This is a genomic window from Candidatus Ruminimicrobium bovinum (assembly GCF_902760015.1).
Classification (GTDB): domain Bacteria; phylum Elusimicrobiota; class Endomicrobiia; order Endomicrobiales; family Endomicrobiaceae; genus Ruminimicrobium; species Ruminimicrobium bovinum.
Genome location: NZ_CACWEU010000081.1, coordinates 1 through 6475, shown reverse-complemented (window position 1 = coordinate 6475; position 6475 = coordinate 1). Strand labels below are relative to the sequence as shown.

General features: G+C 29.2%; 8 protein-coding genes, 1 other RNA gene and 1 pseudogene. All 10 read left to right on the top strand.

The genetic code is table 11. From position 1 onward, the window contains the following. Window positions 1-87: 87 nt before the first annotated feature. Window positions 88-1416, top strand: coding sequence for a GGDEF domain-containing protein (locus ACMUOV_RS02905; RefSeq protein WP_413853550.1), 1329 nt, complete (start codon window positions 88-90; stop codon window positions 1414-1416). Window positions 1417-1498: 82 nt separating this feature from the next. Then, on the top strand, window positions 1499-1906 hold the full coding sequence (locus ACMUOV_RS02900; RefSeq protein ID WP_413853549.1) for an acyl-CoA thioesterase: 408 nt from the start codon (window positions 1499-1501) through the stop codon (window positions 1904-1906). Beyond that, window positions 1896-2357 carry a tRNA adenosine(34) deaminase TadA gene (gene tadA, locus ACMUOV_RS02895; RefSeq protein WP_413853548.1) on the top strand — a complete coding sequence of 154 codons (462 nt, stop codon included), beginning with the start codon at window positions 1896-1898 and terminating at the stop codon, window positions 2355-2357. Before ACMUOV_RS02900 ends, tadA begins: the two co-directional genes overlap by 11 nt. Next, window positions 2350-2742, top strand: a transfer-messenger RNA (tmRNA) gene (gene ssrA / locus ACMUOV_RS02890). Before tadA ends, ssrA begins: the two co-directional genes overlap by 8 nt. Window positions 2743-2749: 7 nt before the next feature. Further along, the gene (gene murI / locus ACMUOV_RS02885; protein WP_413853547.1) at window positions 2750-3559 is read left to right on the top strand and encodes a glutamate racemase; all 810 of its coding nucleotides are present in this window, start codon (window positions 2750-2752) and stop codon (window positions 3557-3559) included. Between the two features lie 2 nt (window positions 3560-3561). Further along, on the top strand, window positions 3562-3930 hold the full coding sequence (gene queD, locus ACMUOV_RS02880) for a 6-carboxytetrahydropterin synthase QueD (protein WP_413853546.1): 369 nt from the start codon (window positions 3562-3564) through the stop codon (window positions 3928-3930). After that, window positions 3927-4574: a 7-cyano-7-deazaguanine synthase QueC gene (gene queC / locus ACMUOV_RS02875; protein ID WP_413853545.1), complete on the top strand. Its 648-nt coding sequence runs from the start codon at window positions 3927-3929 to the stop codon at window positions 4572-4574. The genes queD and queC overlap by 4 nt, the downstream gene beginning before the upstream one ends. Next, a complete protein-coding gene (locus ACMUOV_RS02870) occupies window positions 4555-5274 on the top strand; it encodes a 7-carboxy-7-deazaguanine synthase QueE (protein WP_413853544.1) in 720 nt (239 codons plus the stop codon). Before queC ends, ACMUOV_RS02870 begins: the two co-directional genes overlap by 20 nt. Further along, window positions 5274-5960, top strand: coding sequence for an RNase H family protein (locus tag ACMUOV_RS02865; protein ID WP_413853543.1), 687 nt, complete (start codon window positions 5274-5276; stop codon window positions 5958-5960). Before ACMUOV_RS02870 ends, ACMUOV_RS02865 begins: the two co-directional genes overlap by 1 nt. Window positions 5961-6050: 90 nt before the next feature. Then, window positions 6051-6475: pseudogene (locus tag ACMUOV_RS02860) on the top strand (carboxynorspermidine decarboxylase); the annotation flags it as partial.

The window sequence follows — 6475 nt, the reverse complement described above, 5'->3', positions numbered from 1 at the left end:
TTTATATGATATTATAAAACAAGCTGATACGGCATTATATAAAGCCAAAAAAGAGGGAAAAAATAAAGTTTGCTGTTTTAATTAAAAATGAGAATAAATTATACTTTAAGAAATATTTTAATACTAATTTGTTATCTGAGCATATTTTTTGCTGTTCCGTTAAATGCAAAATTTAAATATGTTTTTATTTTAACTTTAGCACCTATTGGACTTTTCCTTTCAAAAAAAACTTCAAACCATTTTATTTTTTTTGTTGCTGTTGCTTATTTCATGGCAATAACCGGTTTGGGGACAAGTTTTTATACTATATCAATTATTATTCTTTTTGCAACATTAATACCATGTTCTTATATTTACAGCGAAGACAATTATCAAAAAAACGAGATTTTGGAATACAGAAACAAAGAATTAAAAAAATTAAAAGAACACTTAAAAGAAGAAGAAATAAAAGTTGAAAAAGAAGGTAATTTGTTAAAAAAAGAATTAGAAAACATTATTCAAATATATACAATTTCAAGAAACTTAACCGGAAAAATGACCGGGATTGCAGGTTCGGAAGAAATTGTTAAATATTTTGCTCCGTTAAATGAAGTTTATAATGTTATCGTTACTTTAAGGAACAAACAAAACAAACTGATTATAACAGGTATTTCAAACCAAACAATGCAAGAAAAATGGAATGAAATAATAGCAAACAATCAGTTTATAAACAAATTGCAAACCGTTCAAATTATAGATGATTTCTATTCCGTTGAAAACAATCCCGTAATAGTGTGTCCTATAGTTTTAGATAACGAATTGACATCTTGTATATTTTTAGTTGTAGATAAAAAAGCCGTAAATATATTTTTAGACAAAATTAAAATATTATTTCCTCATCTTATATTGGAATCCAAAAGAATAAAATTATTTACACAATTAAACGAAAAAGCACGAGTAGACGGTTTGACCGGTTTATATATCAGAAGATATTTTATTGAAAGATTGAAAAATGAAATAAAAAGAAGCAGAAGATATAAAACGGATTTTTTTATTATGATGGCGGATTTGGATTTCTTCAAAAAAATAAATGATACTTACGGACACTTGGCAGGTGACAAAGTTTTATCAACAGTATCAAAAATATTTACCGATTCATTGATGCCGGAAGATTTGGCAGCAAGGTACGGAGGGGAAGAATTTGTTTTTATAATACCATCATCAGATAAAAATTTTGTATTAAATATTGCAGAAACCATACGAAAAAAAGTAGAAGAAACAATTTTTATTGAAGAAGATAAGAAATTTTCCGTCACAATAAGCATAGGTATAGTAAAATATGACAGCAAATTAAAAGCCAAAAATATAATTGAACTTGCCGATAAAGCACTTTATAAAGCAAAAAAAGAAGGCAGAAACAAAATTATTATATTATAAAATTACCGTCATAATTTTCTTGCTTTTTACCTTTCTTTTGATTATAATATTTGTTTAAATGTATTAAAACAAGGAAATTAATATGGACAGCATAAACATAAGAATATCATACAGAGATACGGATAAAATGGGTGTTGTTTATCATGCCAATTATTTGGTGTTTTTTGAAATGGGCAGAACCGAACTTTTAAGAAAATTGGGATACAGCTATGATAAAATGGAAAAAGAAGGAATGTTTTTTCCTGTTGTAAATGCACAATGCAATTTTCATTCTCCCGCTAAATATGATGATATTATAACGGTTGAAACAAGAATTATCGAATTAAAAAATGTAACAATTACTTTCGGATATCAAATAAAATTAAATGATAAGTTGTTGGTTTCCGGTTCCACAAAACATCCGATGGTAAACAAAAGTTTTAAACCTGCAAGAATACCTCAAAATTTAAAAGAGTTATTGCTTCCGCATTTGGAACCAAATGAAAAATAAAGATATCTTTTTTATGCAACAGGCATTTAAATGTGCACAAAAAGCTTTTGCAATTGATGAAGTTCCGGTAGGTGCCGTTATAGTAAAAGACAATAAAATTATTGCAAAAGGATATAATAAAAGTATTAAAAACAAAGATACTTCCGCTCATGCCGAAATTATCGCCATAAGAAAAGCATGTAAAAAACTTGATAACTATCGTCTGAATGATTGCGTTATGTATGTAACTTTGGAACCGTGTTTAATGTGTGTCGGTGCATTGGTTTGGGCAAGAGTAAAAAAAGTTTATTTCGGGGCAACCGACATAAAAGCCGGTGCCGTTAAAAGTAAAATTGATATTTCAAAAATAAAATTAAACCATACAATTGAGTTTGAAGGTGGACTTTTATCTTCGGAATGTGCTAAAATTATGAAACGGTTTTTTGAAAACAAAAGAAACAATCGGGGGTGATTTGGGTTCGACGGGAATGAATGACGTGTAGAATGCAAGTCCGAGTTGGTCGATGGCTCGGTAAAAATCGACCGAAAAAGAAACGACAAACAAATCGTTCCTAACAGCATGCTCAAACCCTTTATGGGTTTTGGCGCAATGCCTATAGCTGCTTAAGTCAGCTACGGTCTGCTTTTGACACCTGCTATTAAGACAGACCGACAAGAGCAGGTTAGCATTGTTTTTGTTGTTCCGTAAAAACAATGTGAAATTTAAACGGAGCTGGTTTACAAAGTAATCCCGTCCGGAGACGGCTTTGTAAACGAGATAAAATTTCCGGGCTAAACTTGTAGTATTCTTACTGAAACTTTTTCGGACGCGGGTTCAATTCCCGCCACCTCCACCAAAATATAATGAACAAAAAAAACAATGCCCCAATAGGAATTTTTGACTCGGGTTTCGGCGGTCTTACGGTTATGTCTGCCGTTACAAAATTGATGCCGAAAGAAAATATTATTTATTTCGGTGATACCGCACATGTTCCTTACGGTTCAAAATCAAAAGATGTCGTTACGAATTTTACACTTAAAATTTCAAAGTTTTTAGTACAAAACAATGTAAAACTTATTGTTGTTGCCTGTAATACAGCTTCGGCATTCAGTTTAAGTGCACTTAAAAAAAATATTAAAATTCCGATAATCGGTGTTATCAAAGCAGGTTCAAAAACAGCCGTATTAAATACCAAAAACAATAAAGTTGCCGTTATAGGAACTGAAGGAACCGTTAAAAGTAATGCTTATACAAATGAAATAAAAAAAATAAATAAAAATATAAAAGTATTTTCTCAGGCATGTCCTTTATTTGTTCCGTTGGTTGAGGAAGGTTGGTTTAATTCTCCGATTACCGATGATGTTATAAAATTTTATTTGAAAAATATTATAAATAAAAAAGTGGATACTTTAATTTTGGGTTGTACACATTATCCTTTAATAAAAAAATCGATACAAAAAAATATAGGTAATAAAATAAAAATTATAGATTCCGCAACAGCCGTTGCTTATGAAGTTAAGGATTTGTTAATAAAAAACAATTTACTTAACAACACAAAAAGTAACGGAAAATATTCCTTTTACGTAAGTGATTCTCCGGACAAATTTAAAACAATAGGAAGTAAATTCTTTTGTAAAGAAATAAAAACGGTTAAAAAAATGGAGATAAATTAAAAATGAATTATAAGTTATCTGTAACGGATTGGTTTTCTTCTGCTCATTTTTTAAGACAATATAAAGGTAAATGTGAAAATTTGCACGGGCATAATTGGAAAGTGAGGGTATGTGTAAGCGGTAATAAATTGGATAAAACCGGAATGCTTTTGGATTTTACGGACATGAAAAAACATTTAAAACAAATAATGACCTATTTGGATCATAAGTTGTTAAATGAAATAGAACCTTTTGATAAAATAAATCCTACGGCAGAAAATATAGCTGCTTTTATTTTTGAAAAAATGAAAGTTGCCGAAACAGAAACTGCCAAAATACATGAAGTTGAAGTTTGGGAGAGCAGAACATCATCTGCGATAATATCATTATGAAAACGAAAGCCGTAATATTATTATCCGGCGGTTTGGATTCAACAACAGTTTTATATTATGCCTTATCAAAAGGGCTTGATTGCTACTGCATAATTTTTGATTACAATCAAAGGCACAGAAAAGAAATTAATATTGCAAAAAAAATTGCAACGGATGCAAAAGCTAAATTTAAAGTTATAAAGCTTGATTTAAACTGGAATAAAACATCTCTTATAGGGAAAAACAAAAAAATACCTAACCATAAAACAATAAAAAAAGGTTATATCCCTACGACTTATGTTCCCGGCAGAAATACAATATTTTTGTCAAATGCTTTGGCTTATGCCGAAACGATTAAAGCGAAATATATTTTTTTGGGAATAAATGCCGTAGATTATTCTTCTTATCCGGACTGTACACCGCAATATTTAAAAGCAATGCAACAGGTTTTTAAGGCATTAAATAATGGCATTGAAATAGTTGCACCGATAGAACATTTTTCTAAAAAAGAAATTATTCAATTAGGTTTGAAATTAAATGTTCCTTATAAAGACACTTGGAGTTGTTACAGCGGAACAAAAAAACCTTGCGGTAAATGTGATTCTTGCAAATTAAGGGCAAAAGGTTTTGCCGAGGCAGGTATAAATGACCCTGCACTTAAATAAAAACATTGCTCCGGTAAGTGAAATATTTTTTTCATATCAAGGCGAGGGAATATTTGCAGGCATAGGACAAATTTTTGTGCGTTTTGTCGGATGTAATTTAAAATGTAATTATTGCGATACAAAATATTCGGATAAAATAAATCAAAAAACAAAATTTTTAACTACGGAAGATGTTTATAAATCCATAGTAAAAATTTATTCAAAAAACAAAAATAAATTTTTCGGCAGAAAGCCATCCGTTTCTTTTACCGGCGGGGAACCTTTACTTTATTGTGATTTTTTAGAAACGGTTGTAAAAAAATTAAAAAAAGAAAATTTTGAAATTTATATTGAAACAAACGGGATTCTATTTAAGGAAATCAAACAATTATATAAATATTGCGATATAATTGCTGCCGATGTTAAATTAAAATCGGCTTGCGGTAAAAATTTGTTAAATTTACACGAGCAATTTTTAAAAAATTCCAAAAATAAAGTTTTCACAAAAATTGTTATTACAAAAAATGTATCCGAAAAAGAATTTACCGAAGCTGTTTTAACCGTAAGTAAAATATCAAAAAATATTAAGTTGGTTTTACAGCCGTCCGACTTTTCTAAAAAAACAAATATAAAATTAATAAAATGTTATAATATTGCAGCTAAATATTTAAAAGATGTTCGAATACTTCCTCAAATGCATAAAATATGGAGCATAAAATAATGCCTTTATATAAAAAAGAACTTTCGGAATTTGCCGAAAAGTTTACAAAAATAATAAATAAAACCGAATTAAAAGCAACTTTTGACGATTCCTGTTTTAGAGATTATCTTGTTCAAATATCAATAAGAAACAAATTAATTTCTTTGGGAAAAATAAATGTTTATTACAAGCCGTCAAAAAATACTTTTTCTTTAGTCAATTCAAACATAAAAAACAAGCAGGATTTGGACATAATAAATATTTGTTGGGACAAAGCCAATAATTTTAAAAGTTATGACAAGCATACAGGTATTTACGAAGCATTTGTTGACGGTTCTTTTATAAATAACAGAACCGGTTGCGGTGCCGTTATATTTTTAGGTGAAGAAAAAATTAAAGAATTTTCAATGTGCATAGAAGATACTTCTTCAAGACAATTCGGCGGAGAAATAACATCCGTTATGCTGGTACTTAAATGGTGTTTGCAAAATAATATAAAAAAAATAAGAATAAATTATGACTATATAGGCATAGAATATTTTGCTGACGGTAAATGGACACCTAAAAACGAATTGGCTAAAAATTATAAAAATTTTATTTCTTCAATAAATGGTATTGAAATATATTGGAGAAAAATAGACAGCCACACCGGCAACAGAAAAAACGACATTGCCGATAAACTTGCCAAACAAGCTTGTTCCATATAGTTTTTCAATTATATTTACCCTCTTTTTTCTTGACATAAAAAACGATATTTTATAAACTGAATAACATTTTAAAAAAAGAGATTTTATAAAATGAAATTAAAAACACCTTATTATTTAATTGATGAAAAGGCATTACTTAAAAATTTACAAAAAATTAAATATATCAGGCAACATAGCGGAGCTAAATTTGTTTTGGCTTTAAAATGTTTTTCGACATGGTCTGTTTTTAATTTAATGTCAAAATATATGGACGGGACAACAAGCAGTGCTTTGTATGAAGCAAAACTCGGCCATGAAAAATTCGGAAAAGAAGTTCATGCTTACAGTGTCGCTTATCCTAAAGAAGAAATTTTGGAACTTAAAAAATTTGCAGACAAAATAATTTTCAATTCAATATCCCAATTAAAAAGATTTTATCCGTTAGTGAAAAATAAAAATTTGGGAATAAGAGTTAATCCTAAAATAAGTTACAGTCATTTTGATTTGGCTGACCCTGCAAGAAAGAATTCCCGACT

Bases quoted from the DNA above. Each gene is read 5' to 3' on its own strand.
- ACMUOV_RS02905 (WP_413853550.1), top strand. From the start codon at position 88: ATGAGAATAAATTATACTTTAAGAAATATTTTAATACTAATTTGTTAT.
- ACMUOV_RS02900 (WP_413853549.1), top strand. From the start codon at position 1,499: ATGGACAGCATAAACATAAGAATATCATACAGAGATACGGATAAAATG.
- tadA (WP_413853548.1), top strand. From the start codon at position 1,896: ATGAAAAATAAAGATATCTTTTTTATGCAACAGGCATTTAAATGTGCA.
- murI (WP_413853547.1), top strand. From the start codon at position 2,750: ATGAACAAAAAAAACAATGCCCCAATAGGAATTTTTGACTCGGGTTTC.
- queD (WP_413853546.1), top strand. From the start codon at position 3,562: ATGAATTATAAGTTATCTGTAACGGATTGGTTTTCTTCTGCTCATTTT.
- queC (WP_413853545.1), top strand. From the start codon at position 3,927: ATGAAAACGAAAGCCGTAATATTATTATCCGGCGGTTTGGATTCAACA.
- ACMUOV_RS02870 (WP_413853544.1), top strand. From the start codon at position 4,555: ATGACCCTGCACTTAAATAAAAACATTGCTCCGGTAAGTGAAATATTT.
- ACMUOV_RS02865 (WP_413853543.1), top strand. From the start codon at position 5,274: ATGCCTTTATATAAAAAAGAACTTTCGGAATTTGCCGAAAAGTTTACA.